A 16662-nucleotide genomic window follows, 5' to 3' on the forward strand; every position below is an offset into this window, starting at 1 on the left:
CTCGATTCCCTCATTTTCATACGTCATTGTAGTATAATAAAAAATAATGTCAAAATACCTTTATTTAAACAGTATTTAAAATAGTTATTTCCAAAAAGCACAAGGGATACTAACTAAAGTAGTATCCCTATTTGCTTTTATAATGGGTAAATAAACCTATTTCTGACGCATTGCTGGGAATAGGATCACATCACGGATTGACGGTGCGTTAGCAAAAATCATCGCTAAGCGGTCGATACCTAAGCCTTCGCCTGCTGTTGGTGGTAAACCGTGTTCAAGGGCGACAACGAAATCGTCATCGTAGAACATCGCTTCATCATCACCCGCTTCTTTTGCTGCAACTTGTGCTTGGAAACGTTCCGCTTGATCTTCAGCATCATTTAATTCTGAGAAGCCGTTACCGATTTCACGTCCGCCGATAAATAATTCAAAACGGTCTGTCACTTCTGGATTTTCATCATTACGGCGTGCAAGCGGTGAAATTTCCGCTGGGTGAGCCATTAAGAAGGTCGGCTGAATTAATTGATGCTCTGCCACTTCTTCAAAAATCGCATTGACGATAGAACCTAAACCCCACGATTTTTGGATTTCGATATTTAAGCCTTTTGCAATTGCCACTGCTTTGTCGAAATCGTGTAGGTCGTCCATTGAAATACCGTTGCCATATTTCACAATCGCTTCGTGCATTGTGATACGTTCAAACGGTTTACCGAAATCAAACACATATTCGCCGTAAGGCACGGTCGTTGTACCTAAAATATCTAAGGCTAATTTGCGTAATAATTCTTCGGTGTTATCCATTAAATCGTGGTAATCTGCATAGGCTTGGTAGTATTCAATCATCGTAAATTCAGGATTGTGACGAACAGACACCCCTTCGTTACGGAAGTTACGGTTTAACTCGAATACACGCTCAAAACCGCCAACCACAAGGCGTTTTAAGTAAAGCTCTGGAGCGATACGCAGATACATATCCACATCTAATGCGTTATGGTGAGTAATAAAGGGTTTTGCCGCTGCACCACCTGGGATCACCTGCAACATCGGCGTTTCCACTTCGATAAAATCTTTCTCTAAGAAGAATTGACGGATACCTGATACCACTTTTGAGCGGATAACAAAAGCACGGCGAGATTCTTCATTCGCAATAAGATCTAAATAACGCTGACGATAGCGAGTTTCTTGGTCAGTTAAGCCTTTATGTTTGTTTGGTAACGGACGAAGCGCTTTGGTGAGCAGTTGTAATTCGGCTGCACGAACAGTTAATTCACCTGTTTTGGTTTTAAATAGCGTGCCTTTTACACCGATAATATCGCCTAAATCTAATAAGCCCACCGTGTTTTCATATTCACCTTCGTGCAAATTATCGCGAGCCACATAAAGCTGGATCTGACCGCTTACATCTTGAATAGTAACAAATGTCGCTTTACCCATCACACGACGCAACATAATACGCCCTGCAACTACCGCAGGAATTTCTTTGGCTTTGAGTTCTTCGCCGTCGACTTCATCATATTTTGCGTGAAGCTCTTCAGCTTTATCTTCACGACGGAATGTGTTTGGGAACGGATTACCACGCTCACGCAATTGAGCTAATTTTTCACGGCGAGCGATCATTTCGCCATTCAGATCTAATTCTTGGTTTTCGACTTCTGACATTGTATTACCTTAACATTTTAAAAATAAATTCGGTTTAATTCATTTAAGTTTGAAAGGGCGAGATTATAAGCGATTTTGGAAGATTTTGGTAGAAAACAAGCGGTAAGATCCGCTAAGTTTTTACAAAAAAATCAAGGTTGGAAAACCAACCTTGACTTAGAACATTTTAGATTAATTGTGCTTTTTGTAATGCTGCAGTAATTACCGGATGATACTGTTTAGATAATACTGTAAGCGGTAAACGTAAGCACGGATCACTAATTAATCCCATTTTATGAGCTGCCCATTTCACTGGAATCGGGTTGCCCTCAACAAACAGATTTGTATGTAAATCCATTAAGCGTTGGTTGATCTCTTCTGCTTCATCAAATTTACCTTCAAGAGCAAGTTCGCACATTTTTGCCATATCTGCTGCAGCTAGGTTATTAGTTACAGAAATCACACCTTGCCCACCTAATTTCATTGATTCTAAACCAGTCGCATCATCGCCACTTAAGAAGATAAAATCTTCGCCAGCAAGTGCTTTGATTTGTGCAACACGGCTTAGATCACCAGTTGCCTCTTTCACTGCAACGATATTTGGAATTTTAGCCAAGCGTGCAATTGTTTCAGGTTTTAAATCTGTTCCTGTACGACCTGGCACGTTATATAAAATCTGAGGTAACGATGTGCATTCTGCAATCGCTTTGTAATGTTGATATAAACCTTCTTGGGTTGGTTTATTGTAGTAAGGTACAACACTCAAACAGCCAGCAACACCACTGTCTGCAAGCAATTTTGTCATTGTAATTGCTTCACTTGTTGCGTTTGAACCTGTACCTGCAATAACGGGAACGCGTCCTGCTGCAAATTCAACAGTTTTCTTAATCACTTTCACATTTTCATCAATACTTAATGTGCTACATTCACCCGTTGTCCCAACAGAAACGATAGCGTGTGTACCCGCTTTAATATGAAACTCAACTAACTCTTTTAATCCATCAAAGTCAATTTCTCCGTGTTTCATTGGGGTAACCAAAGCCACAATACTGCCTGAAAAAAGAGGTTTTGACATAATTCTCTCCTGCATATCTTTTTGTAAAATAATGCGATAGCTTGCAAAATTCGGCTTCAATATGCAAGTATTTTCCACCAAAATTGCAAATTTTTTCTAAAATCCTACCGCTATTCAATGCCCTTTTGATAAGACATCATCACTAATGTTCTCCATTTTTCATTACCATCGCTGTCTTTCCCCATATTCGCAATATTTGGAAAACGCCCCCAACACTCAAAGCCGTGTTTTTTCATTAAATTCATACTTACTTGATTTAATTCAAAAACATATGCCATCAAAGTATGAATTCCACGTTCTAACATCTGTTCTTGCATATACTGGATAATTTTCGAGCCATAGCCTTTACCTTTTGCTTTTTCATCAAGGTAAAGGCTGATTTCTGAAGTATGCACAAATGCTGGGCGTTCATAATATGGGGAAAAGCTAAACCAGCCGATTACACCATTTTCATCTTCCACTGTCCATAAGGGATATTTCTCACTAGATAGATGAAATTCAAACCACGCTTTGCGTGTTTCTCTTGTTGCAAAATAAAGATCTGCAGTCATTTGGTGAGTCGGAATCGCTTGATTATAAATGGCTAAAATAGCATCAAAATCCGTTTCAACTGATTTGCGAATATGCATTCATAGATCCTTTTAATTTAGCTGTAATAATTCATTTAGCGTTTGAGCAATACTGTCTTCGTTATTTGAGCCGATCACTTTTTTCGCACTTTGCTGGACTTCCAGCTCTGATTCGCCCATTGCAATCCCCATACCAACCAGTTTTAACATACTAATGTCGTTAAAATTATCACCAAAGGCAATCACATTCTCTGTGTCAATTTGTTCACGTTTTAATAATTCTGCCAAACAAGCCCCTTTGCTATTTCCTGCTTTAGTAATATCGACACGATCTACCCAAGACCATTCAGCACTCACCTCAAGCGGTAATGTTTCGACAAATTTTTGCATTTTCTCTAGGTTAGGATCGCTAATTAACACTTTCCAAATGGTTGTGTCATTATCAATAAAGGTTTGGAAATTTTCGGCTTGATACACATTAGGGCGAACATTTTCAGGACAACTTGCCACCCATTTTAAGAATTTGGTGAAATGAGCATTTAGCACTTCATAGGTCATCGCATCACGAGTATAAACAGCAACATGAATCCCTTCTGCTTTTGCTGAATGAATTAACTTTTCTGCCAATGCATTACCTAACGGGTTAGCCGATAACACTTCATCATTATGAAAATCATACAAATAAGTCCCGTTACAACAGACAACAGGGGTATCTAACCCAAGTTCTGCATAATAAGGACGTACCGCCGTATGATGACGACCCGTTACAATATAAACCTTTAGTCCTTTCTCTTGTGCTTGCTTAATTGCTTTTTTACTTGATTCTAAAATGGTGCCTTGACTTGACAGCAGTGTGCCGTCAAGGTCGAATGCAATCGCTTGATAAGACATTACTTCGCTCCTTATAAAACAAAAAAAGGGTCATTCCCTTATGAATTGACCCTTTTATTTTACTACGTCATAAACATCAAAGCAGCAAATTATTTAGCTGGATTATATGAAGGAGTTTGATAAAGCGGAGCTGGGCCTTGAGGACCTGCAACATTACGACTTTCGTTCTGTTTTAATACACCACCATTAGCTGTAATTTCCACACGACGGTTTGGACGTAAACAGTCACGTAATGCTTGACCTGATTCACCATCACAAGCTTTAACTTGGTTTGCTTTACCATAACCAACAGCCTCAATCGGCGCTTTAATACCTTGCTCTACTAAATGAGCTTTAACCATATTAGCACGACGTTGTGACAAATCTAAGTTATATTCCTCAGAACCTAGGCGATCAGTGTAACCCACAACTTTAACCTTCTCTGCACCTGAAGATTTTAATTGTTCTGCAACATCATCAACAACCTCTCTGCCCTTTGTAGTTAATGTATCTTTATCAAAATCAAAGAGGAAATCACCGACTAAATTAAATGAAGAATTACCATTACAACCATTTGGATACCAAAAGAAACTTTGCGCATTCATATTTTTATCAAACAAAATTTTGAATTGACAAATTTTGTGTACGCCCTTTTCTCTATAGTTAAAAGCATAGTCCCACTCATGTACTTCATAAAGTCCTTCAGAAAAATGAGGGCGACCAATCAAATTATAAAGCTGATCTTTGTTCATCCCTTTTTCAATTTGACGAACATTTTCCCAATTCGGCCATGATCCAAATTGAGAGCCATCATGATTAAATTTTGATTCCGAAATTTTTGGAAATACCGGTTTTTCTGTTGTACCCTCATCAGACACCTTACTCAAACTACCACAAGCAGTAATTGTAATCGCTATAGCCGATAACACTCCACGAAAAAAAATTGTTTTTTTCATTCTTTACCCCTTAAATATCAAATTAACTATCTCTTAATATAGAATATTATCAGAAATATCTATACTTCTTTCTATAATAAAAACCTAGCTTAATTCTACTATACAAAATAGTCTTATTCTATCTTTTTTTATTTGAATTGATCCTCTTCTAATAAATATTCAATAAGTAGTTGGAGGTTTTTTCCTCCCCTAAATTCATTAATATCCAATTTATAAACAAATGTTGCCTGTTTAATAGATAAATCAGGATAGCATTTTACATCAACATTAAACCAGATAGCATCGAATAGCGTACCATATTCATTTTCCACCATCATTTTCAGATGTTTTCCAGCCAAAAGTTTCTGTTGCAAGATACGAAACCGTCCCTCAAACGTCGGCTCTGGAAAATGTTGTCCCCAAGGACCCGCTTGTTTAAGTAATTCCGCTGTGGCTAAATTAAATTCATGGGCGAACAACTCGCCGTCCGTATAAATCACACCTTGTAACCATTCAGGTTCCGCAACTTCATTTACTGTTTCGTCAAATACAGTTTGAAATTGAGCTAAATGATCTTGGTGTATGGTCAAACCAGCCGCCATTGCGTGTCCACCAAACTTGACAATCAAATTGTCATATTTAGCATCTATACGTTCTAGTAAATCTCGCATATGTAGCCCAGCAATAGAACGAGCAGATCCTTTTAAATATTCACTTTCATCACTTTCCTGAGCAAATGCAATAACAGGACGGTGAAACTGATCTTTAATGCGAGAAGCCAAAATACCAATCACTCCCTGATGCCAATCAGGTTGGTATAACACGATACCTTGTGCTTGATTTTGCTGAGAGAGCGTTGGCAACTTAGCACAAAGGGCTAAGGCTTCCGCTTTCATCTCTTGCTCAAATTCTTTACGAGTCTGATTTAATGAGTCCAGCTCTAAGGCAAATTGACGAGCTAAAGCGAGATTATCGGAAATCAATAGCTCTACACCTAAAGACATATTCTCTAATCGCCCAGCCGCATTTAATCTTGGGGCAATGGCAAACCCTAGATCACTGGCTTGCAAAGCATAGAGATCTCGTTTAGCCACTTCTGCCAATGTTTGAATCCCTACTCGGCAATGTCCTGAACGAATACGATTTAACCCTTGATTAACCAAAATGCGATTATTGTGATCAAGCGGAACAACATCCGCTACTGTTCCTAAAGCAACAAGATCTAGTAATTCTGCAATGTTAGGCTCTTTCTCTTTGAAATGCCCAAGCTCACGCATTTTAGCTCGCAGAGCCATCATCACATAGAAAATCACCCCGACACCTGCCAAAGACTTTGAGGGAAAAGTACAAGCGGCCAGATTTGGGTTTACCATTGCATCTGCATTTGGCAGGCTGTCTGCAGGTAAATGGTGATCGGTTACAAGAACCCGAATCCCTTGAGCTTTAAGTAAAGCAATCCCTTCAAAAGAAGAAATGCCATTATCTACCGTTAAAACAAAATCTGCCCCTTTTGCAATGACCATTTCCGCAACACTAAGGCTTAAGCCATAGCCTTGTGAAAAGCGATCAGGGATCAAATAATCAACCTGCTGAAAACCGAACTGCCGTAGCGCCAAAATCGCCAAAGCAGTACTGGTTGCACCATCTGCGTCAAAATCCCCCACAATCACAATCCGATCTTGTCGAGTTAAGCTATCTAACAACAAATCAACTGCTTGATCAATATTGGCAAGCCCCTTAGGGTGATGTAAACCTTTGAGAGATAAATCCAACTCTGCAGGGCTTTTTACCCCTCGACTTTGATAGATACGGTTTAATAGAGGATTTTCTGATAATCGTCGTTCTGTTAATTGGGGACGACGTTGGACTAATTTCTGCATAAAACCAAACTTAGTTGTAATAATATTTATCCATGCTTTAAAGTAGATATCATTCCGTTTGCTTACGATCTAGATAATGATAAGACTGAATTTTACGAATAGTACGAGAACGTCCTCGAATAAGTAAGGTCTCTGTCACTGCTAAATTTCCTTGACGTAGAATACCTTTAAGCAAATCTCCTGAAGTAATCCCAGTCGCAGAAAAAACTAAATTATCATCTCTAACTAGATCTTCAAGCTTCAATATTTCATTAATCGGTACATTCAATGCTTCGCAACGATTTATCTCTTTTTCCGCATAAGCAAAATTCTCTAAGGTATTGCCTTTAACTTGGTTCCGTGGAATTAATCTCGCTTGCATATCACCGCCTAAAGCACGAACTGCTGCCGCAGCCACGACACCTTCTGGGGCACCACCAATGCCATATAACATATCTAAATCTGCTTCAGGTAAACAGCACTGAACTGCTGCTGCCACATCACCATCAGGAATCGCCATCACACGAACGCCTAATTTTTGCATTTCAGCAATAACCTCTTTATGGCGTGGTTTATCTAATACAGCAACAGTTAATTGAGAAAGTAGTTTCCCTTTTTTAGAGGCAACACGGCGTAGATTTTGCTCAATAGGAAGACTTAAGTCGATCATACCTTTAGCTTCACTGCCTACCACCAATTTTTCCATATACATATCAGGAGCTTGTAAAAAGGTTTCTTTGCCCCCTGCAGCTAATACCGATAATGCATTCGCTTGCCCCATCGCTGTCATGCGAGTACCATCAATCGGATCAACCGCAATGCTGACTTCTTCATCTTCAGGACGGCATAAACCAATTTTTTCACCAATATAAAGCATCGGAGCTTGGTCAATTTCCCCTTCTCCAATCACGACTTCACCACGAATTTCCATTTGATTTAACAAAAAACGCATCGCTTTTACTGCAGCATCATCGGCAGCATTCTTATTGCCACGACCAAGCCAAGCAAATGCAGCCAGTGCTGCCGCTTCTGTTACACGGGAAAATTCGATAGAAAGGGATCTTTTCATTTTAGGTTCCTTAAATAGAGATGTGTTTGCAAAATTTTTGAGGAATCCTACCGCTTGTAGGAAGTTATGTGCGGAATGAAATTGTAGGCGTTAGAGATTTTTTAGTCAATTTTTATCGTAATTACTTGAACCATTTTGCGTTAAGCGTAATCAAGTGTAGAATGCAATGATATTTTTATTAAATGAGAGTAAATATGAGCAACGAAGAAATCTTAAACAACGAACATCACGATGTTCGAGCCAACTTTATTACCCATATTATTGATGAAGATTTAGCCTCAGGAAAACATGATAACGTTTATACTCGTTTCCCACCGGAACCAAATGGTTATTTGCATATCGGTCACGCAAAATCTATTTGCTTAAACTTCGGGATTGCAGAAGATTACAAAGGCTTATGTAACCTACGTTTTGACGATACTAACCCTGTTAAAGAAGACGTAGAATACGTTGATTCAATCAAAGAAGATGTGAAATGGTTAGGCTTTGAATGGGAAGGTGAGCCACGTTATGCGTCTGATTATTTCGATCAACTTTACGGCTATGCGATTGAATTAATTAACAAAGGTTTAGCCTATGTTGATGAACTATCGCCTGATGAAATGCGTGAATATCGTGGTACATTAACTGAGCCAGGTAAAAACAGCCCATATCGTGATCGCCCGATTGAAGAAAACTTAGCGTTATTCGAGAAAATGAAAAACGGCGAAATCGAAGAAGGAAAAATGAGCTTGCGTGCGAAAATTGATATGGCTTCACCATTTATCGTAATGCGTGACCCTGTATTGTATCGTATCAAATTTGCGAGCCACCACCAAACAGGCGATAAATGGTGCATTTACCCGATGTACGATTTTACCCACTGTATTTCGGACGCGATTGAGCGTATTACTCACTCAATTTGTACATTGGAGTTCCAAGATAACCGCCGTTTGTATGACTGGGTATTAGAAAACATTTCGATTGAACGTCCATTACCGCATCAGTATGAATTTTCACGTTTAAATTTAGAAGGCACATTAACCTCTAAACGTAAGCTGTTGAAATTGGTAAATGACGGTATTGTTGATGGTTGGAACGACCCTCGTATGCCGACAATTTCGGGCTTACGTCGTCGTGGTTATACCCCTGCTTCTATCCGTGAATTTTGCCGTCGTATTGGTGTAACAAAACAAGATAACGTAGTGGAATACAGTACGTTAGAGTCTTGTATTCGTGATGACTTAAATACCAACGCACCGCGTTCAATGGCTGTGATTAATCCGGTTAAAGTTGTGATTGAAAACTTTGAAGGCGAAGAGTGGCTAACCGCACCAAATCACCCAAACCGTGAAGAGCTTGGTAGCCGTGAATTGCCGTTTACCCGTGAACTTTACATTGATGAAGCAGACTTCCGTGAAGAAGCAAATAAACAGTACAAACGCCTTGTATTAGGCAAAGAAGTACGTTTGCGTAATGCTTATGTGATTAAAGCAGAACGTGTGGAAAAAGATGCAAGCGGTAAGATCACTACAATTTATTGCACCTACGATCCTGAAACCTTAGGTAAAAACCCTGCGGACGGGCGTAAAGTGAAAGGCGTAATTCATTGGGTGTCTGCGGTACATAATAAACCTGCGGAATTCCGTATTTACGACCGCTTGTTTACCGTTGCAAATCCAGGGGCTGAAGAAGACATCTGCTCTGTGGTAAATCCAACATCGTTAGTGGTTAAACAAGGTTTTGTTGAGCCAAGTTTAGCGAATGCAAAAGCAGAACAAGGTTATCAATTTGAACGTGAAGGCTATTACTGTTTAGACAGTAAAGACGGCAGTGCAGATAATCTTGTCTTTAACTTAACGGTAAGTTTAAAAGAGAGCGTAGCGTTTTAAGGCTATAAATAAGATAAGCAAATAAGCGGGCGGATAGCCCGCTTATTTTGTAAATTTTCTTGATCAAAGTAAACATTGGCTATAGATTTTCTCAAATTATCACAAGGAGATATAAATGAGAAAGCTCACATATCTAACTTCACTTGCTATTTTTACAAGTGCTTTACTTGGTTGCAGTTGTAGTTGTGAAAAAACGCAAAAACCACAGGAAGAGAAAAAGGATGATCAGGCGTTATTTGAGGAAACGCTAAACCCTACGCCCCCTTTACCAACAAGTCTGTTAAAACTGCCTGGTCCACCAACGGTCAATTTGTTAGCAACCAGTCCATCAAATACTGCCGAATTTAACGACTTTATCAGCATTATGGGACAAAATGGGGCGGTGATTACGATGTGGTCTGTTGATCGTCGTAGCTGGCTTTGGATGTATCCGCCGCTTAATTCTCAAGATTTTGGCAAATTGCGTAATTGGCGAATTGAGCGGAGCTTCCGTCAAGAACATTTCCGCTTTACTAATCAGCAGATGGGATCTTGTATGCAGGCTTATGGAAATGGTGTGATTCAAGATAGCTGTGATCCAAATAATTTAGATCAAGATTTTGAGTTACTGCCAACCTCGACAGGAGCGGTGTTCATTAAAAGTGTTTCTCAACAACGTTGCTTAACTTACAATGCGGTGAGTACCACTGGCTATTTTACGCTGACTTTGGATCGTTGTGATGATAAACGTATTACACCGTTACACGATCAAACGTTCTATCTCACACCACCATTACTTAGTGCTAATCCATTATAGGAGGAAAAATGACGTTATTTAATCGAGTTATAGCATTGGTATGTTGTTTACTTCCTCAAATTGTATTAGCAAATTTGGAAAACTATACGGTTGCAACGTGGAACTTGCAAGGTTCTTCTGCGATTAATGAAAGTAAATGGAACATCAATGTTCGTCAGCTTTTGACGGGGCCTCAAGCGGCAGGTATTTTAATGGTTCAAGAAGCTGGCTCATTGCCATCTACCGCCGTTCATACACGCCGAATGGTTCAGCCCGAGGGGGTTGGCTTTCCAATTGATGAATATGTGTGGAACTTAGGGACAAGAAGTCGTCCAAATAATGTTTATATCTATTACTCTCGCTTAGATGTCGGGGCAAATCGAGTTAATCTTGCGATTATTGCTCGTCGTATGGCAAGCGAAGTATATGTGATTAACTCTGGTTCTAGTGTATTAACCTCTCGTCCAGCCATAGGCATTCGTATTGATAATGATGCTTTCTTTAGTATTCATGCTCTTTCATCTGGAGGAGCAGATTCACTAAGTTTGATTCAAAATATTCATACGTTCTTTAATACTGAGGAAAGACGACATATCAATTGGATGGCAGTAGGTGATTTCAACCGAGCACCTGGTCGTATGCAAGAGGCTTTAGATTCTGAACCACAGCTTCGCAATACAACATTAATTGTTGCACCAACGGAACCTACCCATCGTTCTGGCAATGTATTGGATTATGCAGTGTTACACAATGCGAATCAAACCACACAAAATACAACGGTCAGTGCCAGCATTATGTTTAATCAGATGAGATCGCAGATTACCTCTGATCATTTCCCAGTCAGCTTTGTGAAAAAACGTTAAGGGGGAACTATGTTAAAGCGTTTTACTTTATTGATGACATTAGGACTATGCCAGTTTTCCCTTGCAGAAACACCACCGATGCCACCTGCACCTACGCCAACACCATCAACTTATCCTGATGTTGTTGAAATAAAGCCCCCTATTATCTCTTTACGCAGTTTAAATACGGGGGAGCCAGTATCTAATCGGAGCTACGATCGGAATGATCCAAGAGAGGTGCAGTGGAGACTTGTCGATGCTATTGTTAAAAATCGTCGGTTCGTACAATTTAAAGTAGTTGATAAAGAAGAGCGTTGCTTGGTTGGAGATGGTGGTACTTTGCCTTGTGGACAAACAGACACTTTATTTAGGTTAGTCCCAACCGACACGGGAGCATTTATTCTGACAGAACCCAACACAGGAAAATGTTTAACCAGCGAGAATTATGGCAGTTATGGTTTTCAAAACTGCTTACGGACTTCTTCAGCAGAACCTAGCAATATTCCGTTAAAACATCTTTGGATTATTGCTCCGCCTTTTGGACCTAGTAGGTTATTATAACATTACAATTTTTAGGGGCTAAATTGATTAGCCCCCATTCCAAATCAGTGCCTTCCTCAATGCCATAAAAAATCTATCATTTTCCTCTGCCAACCCGATACTGACACGCAAGGTTTGCATGCCATAACCTGCATCCAAACTATTACAATTAAACGGCTGACTCAAATCGTATCCCAATCTTTTGCTGGGATTTAACGTGCTATCTCATCAATCTCTTTAGGGACAAGCAGAATAAGCAAATTTTGTACAGATATCAATCAATTAAAATTTATTTCTATTTAGTAGGATAAATTTCATTTGACAGCGAAATAACAAAACGTTATTTCTATGCAAGTTTTTCGTGGCTGACGAAAGAAAGTTATAATGCAAATTATAGCGGGAGAGGTGCAACACTCAGATAGCTTATTTTAGGGAACTAGACCGTTTGAAGAATAAGTAACGGGGGTGATTGCCGAGGTGTGAATTCACTAGATAGGAATGATCATCGGCTGTATAGGTTGAATCTTATCAGCTGTCGTTTAACAACCGTTAAGCGGAGTGCTCTTAAATTTGTTTTTCAACAAACCAAAAGTAACTCAAAAATCCCATTTCCTATCTTTTTCACTTCATTGCAAACACAATTTTATTTATAGGAAATTTTCATGTCTCATCTTTCTGTTGCTAAATTTGGTGGAACTAGCGTTGCCAATTTTGAAGCAATGTCTGCCTGTGCAAATATCGTTACTACAGACGCAAATACTCGAGTTGTTGTGTTATCTGCTTCCGCAGGTGTGACAAACTATTTAGTTGAGCTGGCGAATGGTTGTGAAACAGAGCGTCGTGAAGAAATTTTAGCGGCAGTTTGTACCATTCAATACAACATTATCGAAAAATTACAAAACCCTGCTGCAGTTTCTGCGGAAATTGACGCATTATTAGAACACATTTCAGCCCTTGCCCTCTCTGCAAGCCTTGCAACCTCAGCAGCACTGACCGATGAGTTAATTTGTCACGGCGAAATGATGTCTACTAAAATCTTCACTCAGCTATTAAAAGAGCGTAATTATCCTGCGGTGTGGGTTGATGTGAGAGAGATTGTAGCTACCAATAACCATTACGGCAAAGCTGCACCAAACGATGAGAAAACCCAAGCTCAGTCAGATGCAATCCTTAAGCCATTAATTGCAGAAGGCAAAGTCGTTATTACTCAAGGCTTTATCGGTCGTGATGATGAAGGCAAAACAACCACATTAGGACGTGGCGGTAGTGACTATTCAGCAGCGCTATTAGCAGAAGTATTAAATGCAAACGATGTGTTAATTTGGACTGATGTACCAGGTATTTACACCACCGATCCTCGTGTTGTACCAGCAGCAAAACGCATTGATACAATGAGCTTTAACGAAGCCGCAGAAATGGCAACTTTCGGTGCTAAAGTTTTACACCCAGCGACCTTGTTGCCTGCGGTGCGTAGTAATATTCCAGTATATGTTGGCTCAAGTAAAGCCCCAGAACAAGGTGGTACTTGGGTAACTCGAGATCCACAACCTCGCCCAACCTTCCGTGCATTAGCACTGCGTCGCAATCAAATTTTGCTTACGCTTTCAAGCCTCAGCATGTTACACGCCCAAGGCTTCTTAGCCAATGTCTTTGCGATTTTAGCAAAACACAAAATCTCTGTTGATGTGATTACGACATCAGAAGTTAGCATTGCATTAACGTTAGATAAAACAGGTTCAGCATCGTCAGGTGCAGATATGTTATCCCCTGAATTATTGGAAGAGTTACGCCAATATTGCAATGTGAAAGTAGAAAACGATCTTGCTTTAGTGGCAATTATTGGAAACAACCTACATACACAAGCGGGTATTGCGAAACAATTATTTGCAACACTCTCACCATATAACGTTCGCTTAATCAGCTATGGTGCAAGCACAAATAATGTATGTACCTTAGTACAAAATAGTGAAGCAGATGATGTAATTCGTTCGCTACATTCTGCGTTGTTTGAATAATTGGCTCGCCATATCGAGGAGCCTCTCCCACAATTTGTGTAAATACCTGTTTCTGAGATAATACATTCAGACACAGGTATTTTATTATGAACGAAAAACAACCTCACGCCTTGGCAGCGGAATTTGCCAATTACCATTAAAACGGCACAGCACATTAATTTCCCCTTGAATTTGGGTAAGTTCAATAAGGCGGTCAAGATAGTCCATCATTTTTCATTAATACAATAAGCATGAGCTATCTCAACTTCATCTGAAAAATCACCGCTTCCGCTTGGCAACTAAATAAGAATTTCGCTTGTAACAAAAAGCCATCTTCGGTTTGGCTGATTTGGCTACTGATATTGCACGGATCGCTTTCAACTTCTCTTGCTTTTGCCGTTAATGTGGCCAGTCCTTGTTCTGCATCTGCTTGGGTTGGATAGACAAGGGCTAATTCAATGGTGCTGTCCGCATTGTCGAACATAGACGTGCTACTTGGTTTACAAATACCACCACAACAATTGGCTTGGTCACTAAAGGTTTTTGACATATTTACTCCTTGATATTTTGAAATTTAAGTAAAGCGTATCATAATATGGTAATCAATTCATTGAGGGGAAACAAATTATGTCTATTTCTAAACAAGCTATTCTTGATGCCTTCCATTATCGCCATGCTTGCAAGCAATACGATCCAACGAAAAAAATCAGTGATGAAGATTTCCAATTTATTTTGGAAACAGGGCGTTTATCGCCAAGTTCTTTTGGCTTTGAGCCGTGGCGATTTTTAGTGATTGAAAACCACGCTATCCGTGAGCTTATTCGTGATAATGCGTGGGGGGCAAAGGATAAGGTGATGGATTGTAGCCATTTTGTTGTGATCCTTGTTCGTCAGCCTGAAACTCTGCTTGCTGACGGCGAATATGTACAACATATTATGCGAGATGTTCACCATATTCCTGAAGAAGCGTTAAAAATGCGTCAAGGTTTTTATCGTAACTTCAGTGAAAAGGATTTTGGCTTGACCCAAGATCCTGTGGCGTTTTATCACTGGGCTTGTCGCCAAAGCTATATTGCATTAGCCAATATGCTAACAGCTTCAGCAATGATTGGCATTGATAGCACCGCGATTGAAGGTTTCCCATTGGAAAAAATGGATCAGCTTTTTGTCGAAAAAGGGTTGTATGATCCGAAAGTCTATAAACTTAGTGTGATGGTCGCCTTTGGTTATCGTGCGGTAGAACCTAAAGCGAAGACCCGTCAAGCAATCTCTGATGTGGTGGAATACATAGAATAATGCTTCTTAATACACCAATCCTAATATATCCGAATTAATATACCTATGATGATATCCACTACAAATATCTACCTTGTCGGTGGTGCAGTACGGGATCAACTACTCGGCTTAGCAGTCAAAGATCGTGATTGGTTGATTGTTGGGGCAACGCCCGAACAGCTTTTAGCTCAAGGCTATCAACAAGTCGGTAACGATTTCCCCGTATTTTTACACCCTAAAACCAAAGAAGAATACGCCCTTGCCCGTACCGAACGCAAAAACGGCAACGGCTACAACGGTTTTATCTGCGACTTTACCCCTGAGGTTACTCTTGAACAAGATTTAATCCGCCGAGATCTTACCATTAATGCGATTGCTCAAGATCTTGACGGCAACTACCACGATTTTTACGGGGGGATTGCAGATCTTAAACATCGCCTGCTTCGCCACGTTTCCCCTGCCTTTGCTGAAGATCCGCTACGGGTGTTGCGTGTGGCTCGCTTTGCCGCACGCTTCCATTCTCTCGGATTTCGGATTGCTCCTGAAACGGTAAAATTAATGCAAGAAATGACCGCTTGCGGTGAGTTAGCTCATTTAACAGCGGAGCGTGTTTGGCTGGAAACCCAAAAAGCCTTCGCCACCGACACACCACACATCTATTTCCAAGTGCTACGAGAAGTCGGGGCATTGAAAGTGCTATTTCCTGAAGTGGAAGCACTCTTTGGCGTTCCACAACCTGAAAAACATCACCCTGAAATTGATAGTGGCGTTCATACTTTGATGGTTTTGGAACAGGCGAAAAAATTAGCGGTTCAAGCAAATGATCCTGAAAGTGTGTTATTTGCCGCACTCTGTCACGATCTTGGCAAAGCTCTAACCCCAAAGGATATTCTGCCCCATCATTATGAACACGGACAGAAAGGCGTTGCCCCAACAGAACAACTGGCAAATCGCTTGAAAGTGCCAGCTCATACTAAAGCATTCGCTAAACTGGTAACGGAATTTCACACCCATAGCCATAAAATCACAGAGCTACGCCCTGAAACCGTGGTGAAATTGTTTAATAAACTTGATGTATGGCGTAAACCCGAACGTTTTTTTGATTTTTTATTGGTTTGCGAAGCGGATAGCAAAGGGCGTTTGGGCTTTGAAAATCGGGAATACCCACAAGCGGATTATGCAAAACAGCTCTATCAAGTCGCTTGTGAAGTGGATATTCAAGCGGTGATTAACGATGGCTTCGAGAAAGCGGGGATTAAAAGAGAAATTGATCACAGAAGACAGCTAGTTATCCTAGCTAGGAAAGAGGAAAACCTGAACTGTAAGAAGCCAAAAACATAGCTAAAAATA

At 40.1% G+C, this 16662-nt stretch carries 15 protein-coding genes and 1 riboswitch; of the genes, 7 read left to right on the forward strand and 8 right to left on the reverse strand.

Annotation, left to right across the window (positions count from 1 at the left end; translation table 11 throughout):
* Positions 1–156: 156 nt before the first annotated feature.
* The 7 genes from lysS to glpX form a co-directional block, all read right to left on the reverse strand.
* Positions 157–1659 carry a lysine--tRNA ligase gene (gene lysS / locus B0183_RS00120; RefSeq protein ID WP_021113501.1) on the reverse strand — a complete coding sequence of 501 codons (1503 nt, stop codon included), beginning with the start codon at positions 1657–1659 and terminating at the stop codon, positions 157–159.
* 166 nt (positions 1660–1825) lie between these two features.
* The gene (gene dapA / locus B0183_RS00125) at positions 1826–2713 is read right to left on the reverse strand and encodes a 4-hydroxy-tetrahydrodipicolinate synthase (RefSeq protein WP_078208145.1); all 888 of its coding nucleotides are present in this window, start codon (positions 2711–2713) and stop codon (positions 1826–1828) included.
* Positions 2714–2823: 110 nt separating this feature from the next.
* The gene (locus B0183_RS00130) at positions 2824–3342 is read right to left on the reverse strand and encodes a GNAT family N-acetyltransferase (RefSeq protein WP_021113499.1); all 519 of its coding nucleotides are present in this window, start codon (positions 3340–3342) and stop codon (positions 2824–2826) included.
* A gap of 12 nt (positions 3343–3354) precedes the next feature.
* Positions 3355–4173 (reverse strand): pyridoxal phosphatase, encoded by an 819-nt coding sequence (locus B0183_RS00135; RefSeq protein WP_062923840.1) that lies wholly within the window; start codon positions 4171–4173, stop codon positions 3355–3357.
* A gap of 89 nt (positions 4174–4262) precedes the next feature.
* On the reverse strand, positions 4263–5108 hold the full coding sequence (locus B0183_RS00140; protein ID WP_078208146.1) for an OmpA family protein: 846 nt from the start codon (positions 5106–5108) through the stop codon (positions 4263–4265).
* Positions 5109–5236: 128 nt separating this feature from the next.
* The gene (gene recJ, locus B0183_RS00145; RefSeq protein ID WP_078208147.1) at positions 5237–6967 is read right to left on the reverse strand and encodes a single-stranded-DNA-specific exonuclease RecJ; all 1731 of its coding nucleotides are present in this window, start codon (positions 6965–6967) and stop codon (positions 5237–5239) included.
* A 49-nt stretch (positions 6968–7016) separates the two neighbouring features.
* Positions 7017–8015 (reverse strand): class II fructose-bisphosphatase, encoded by a 999-nt coding sequence (gene glpX / locus B0183_RS00150; RefSeq protein ID WP_005712261.1) that lies wholly within the window; start codon positions 8013–8015, stop codon positions 7017–7019.
* Positions 8016–8197: 182 nt separating this feature from the next.
* Here glpX and glnS point away from each other — a divergent pair, with 182 nt between their 5' ends.
* The 5 genes from glnS to lysC all read left to right on the forward strand — a co-directional run bounded on the left by glnS (position 8198) and on the right by lysC (position 14058).
* Positions 8198–9886, forward strand: a complete 1689-nt coding sequence (glnS, locus tag B0183_RS00155; protein ID WP_035522256.1) for a glutamine--tRNA ligase — start codon at positions 8198–8200, stop codon at positions 9884–9886.
* Between the two features lie 115 nt (positions 9887–10001).
* Positions 10002–10682: a cytolethal distending toxin subunit A/C gene (locus B0183_RS00160; RefSeq protein ID WP_035520231.1), complete on the forward strand. Its 681-nt coding sequence runs from the start codon at positions 10002–10004 to the stop codon at positions 10680–10682.
* A gap of 8 nt (positions 10683–10690) precedes the next feature.
* A complete protein-coding gene (locus B0183_RS00165; protein WP_078208148.1) occupies positions 10691–11524 on the forward strand; it encodes a cytolethal distending toxin subunit B family protein in 834 nt (277 codons plus the stop codon).
* A gap of 9 nt (positions 11525–11533) precedes the next feature.
* Entirely contained in the window at positions 11534–12064 is a 531-nt protein-coding gene (locus tag B0183_RS00170) for an RICIN domain-containing protein (protein ID WP_016527999.1), read from the forward strand.
* A gap of 371 nt (positions 12065–12435) precedes the next feature.
* A riboswitch (Lysine riboswitch) is annotated at positions 12436–12615 on the forward strand.
* A 90-nt stretch (positions 12616–12705) separates the two neighbouring features.
* Positions 12706–14058, forward strand: a complete 1353-nt coding sequence (gene lysC, locus B0183_RS00175) for a lysine-sensitive aspartokinase 3 (RefSeq protein WP_078208149.1) — start codon at positions 12706–12708, stop codon at positions 14056–14058.
* 235 nt (positions 14059–14293) lie between these two features.
* On the opposite strand, the gene B0183_RS00180 is transcribed toward lysC, so the two are convergent.
* Positions 14294–14587 carry a YfcZ/YiiS family protein gene (locus tag B0183_RS00180; protein ID WP_021109443.1) on the reverse strand — a complete coding sequence of 98 codons (294 nt, stop codon included), beginning with the start codon at positions 14585–14587 and terminating at the stop codon, positions 14294–14296.
* A 77-nt stretch (positions 14588–14664) separates the two neighbouring features.
* Here B0183_RS00180 and B0183_RS00185 point away from each other — a divergent pair, with 77 nt between their 5' ends.
* The gene (locus B0183_RS00185; protein WP_021109442.1) at positions 14665–15333 is read left to right on the forward strand and encodes an NAD(P)H-dependent oxidoreductase; all 669 of its coding nucleotides are present in this window, start codon (positions 14665–14667) and stop codon (positions 15331–15333) included.
* 48 nt (positions 15334–15381) lie between these two features.
* Positions 15382–16653 carry a multifunctional CCA addition/repair protein gene (locus B0183_RS00190; RefSeq protein ID WP_106406630.1) on the forward strand — a complete coding sequence of 424 codons (1272 nt, stop codon included), beginning with the start codon at positions 15382–15384 and terminating at the stop codon, positions 16651–16653.
* The last annotated feature ends 9 nt before the right edge of the window (positions 16654–16662 follow it).

The organism is Glaesserella parasuis, from assembly GCF_002015085.1.
In the GTDB taxonomy this organism is placed as follows: domain Bacteria; phylum Pseudomonadota; class Gammaproteobacteria; order Enterobacterales; family Pasteurellaceae; genus Glaesserella; species Glaesserella parasuis.

What these genes read in the sequence shown, in the direction of transcription:
- lysS (WP_021113501.1), bottom strand. Translation starts at nt 1,659, where the DNA reads ATGTCAGAAGTCGAAAACCAAGAATTAGATCTGAATGGCGAAATGATC.
- dapA (WP_078208145.1), bottom strand. Translation starts at nt 2,713, where the DNA reads ATGTCAAAACCTCTTTTTTCAGGCAGTATTGTGGCTTTGGTTACCCCA.
- B0183_RS00130 (WP_021113499.1), bottom strand. Translation starts at nt 3,342, where the DNA reads ATGCATATTCGCAAATCAGTTGAAACGGATTTTGATGCTATTTTAGCC.
- B0183_RS00135 (WP_062923840.1), bottom strand. Translation starts at nt 4,173, where the DNA reads ATGTCTTATCAAGCGATTGCATTCGACCTTGACGGCACACTGCTGTCA.
- B0183_RS00140 (WP_078208146.1), bottom strand. Translation starts at nt 5,108, where the DNA reads ATGAAAAAAACAATTTTTTTTCGTGGAGTGTTATCGGCTATAGCGATT.
- recJ (WP_078208147.1), bottom strand. Translation starts at nt 6,967, where the DNA reads ATGCAGAAATTAGTCCAACGTCGTCCCCAATTAACAGAACGACGATTA.
- glpX (WP_005712261.1), bottom strand. Translation starts at nt 8,015, where the DNA reads ATGAAAAGATCCCTTTCTATCGAATTTTCCCGTGTAACAGAAGCGGCA.
- glnS (WP_035522256.1), top strand. Translation starts at nt 8,198, where the DNA reads ATGAGAGTAAATATGAGCAACGAAGAAATCTTAAACAACGAACATCAC.
- B0183_RS00160 (WP_035520231.1), top strand. Translation starts at nt 10,002, where the DNA reads ATGAGAAAGCTCACATATCTAACTTCACTTGCTATTTTTACAAGTGCT.
- B0183_RS00165 (WP_078208148.1), top strand. Translation starts at nt 10,691, where the DNA reads ATGACGTTATTTAATCGAGTTATAGCATTGGTATGTTGTTTACTTCCT.
- B0183_RS00170 (WP_016527999.1), top strand. Translation starts at nt 11,534, where the DNA reads ATGTTAAAGCGTTTTACTTTATTGATGACATTAGGACTATGCCAGTTT.
- lysC (WP_078208149.1), top strand. Translation starts at nt 12,706, where the DNA reads ATGTCTCATCTTTCTGTTGCTAAATTTGGTGGAACTAGCGTTGCCAAT.
- B0183_RS00180 (WP_021109443.1), bottom strand. Translation starts at nt 14,587, where the DNA reads ATGTCAAAAACCTTTAGTGACCAAGCCAATTGTTGTGGTGGTATTTGT.
- B0183_RS00185 (WP_021109442.1), top strand. Translation starts at nt 14,665, where the DNA reads ATGTCTATTTCTAAACAAGCTATTCTTGATGCCTTCCATTATCGCCAT.
- B0183_RS00190 (WP_106406630.1), top strand. Translation starts at nt 15,382, where the DNA reads ATGATATCCACTACAAATATCTACCTTGTCGGTGGTGCAGTACGGGAT.